The sequence below is a fragment of the Neisseria sp. P0021.S005 genome, from assembly GCF_051956955.1.
The window spans coordinates 1-642 of record NZ_JBQCWY010000855.1; the positions used below are offsets into that span (position 1 = coordinate 1).

The window sequence follows — 642 nt, forward strand, 5'->3', positions numbered from 1 at the left end:
ATTCAAGTTAACGGCATTTCTGGCATGTGCATTACCAAGCTGGACGTGATGGATGGTATTAAAAACATCAATATCTGTGTAGGTTATGAATTGCCTGATGGCAGCAAAACCGACATTCTGCCTTGCGGCTCTGATGCGGTGGAAACCTGCAAACCGATTTACGAAACCATGCCGGGTTGGAGCGAGTCGACTTTTGGCGTGAAAGAGTACGACAAGCTGCCTGAAAACGCTAAAGCTTATCTGAAACGTATTGAAGAAGTTTGCGGTGCGCCTGTGGCTATTGTTTCAACCGGTCCTGATCGTGAAGAAACCATCGTTCTGCACCATCCGTTTGCTTAATTGATTAAGTGAATAAAAGGCCGTCTGAATGTTTCAGACGGCCTTTTATATAAATGCAATAAACATTCAGCCCTGAAGGATGTCTGTCTTTAGGGCTGAATTTTGTATTTTACGCCGTTTTTTAACGCGAGTGTTTGAAAACGGAGATGTAGTGCCAAGTAACAATTATTCTCATTGACGTAAATCAAGAAAAACCAAATCTGTAATTTTATTTCACAAAAACCCCTGTAAATAAATGGGTATTGATGTTATCCTTTCAGAAAATTTATAGTCTATATTTTCAATAAAGTTAGGAGCTTGATA

1 protein-coding gene is annotated in these 642 nt (G+C 39.9%); it reads left to right on the top strand.

Annotation, left to right across the window (positions count from 1 at the left end):
* Positions 1–339: adenylosuccinate synthetase (locus ACTHUE_RS19785; protein ID WP_440424252.1), on the top strand; the 339-nt coding region annotated here is incomplete at its 5' end.
* Between the last annotated feature and the right edge of the window lie 303 nt (positions 340–642).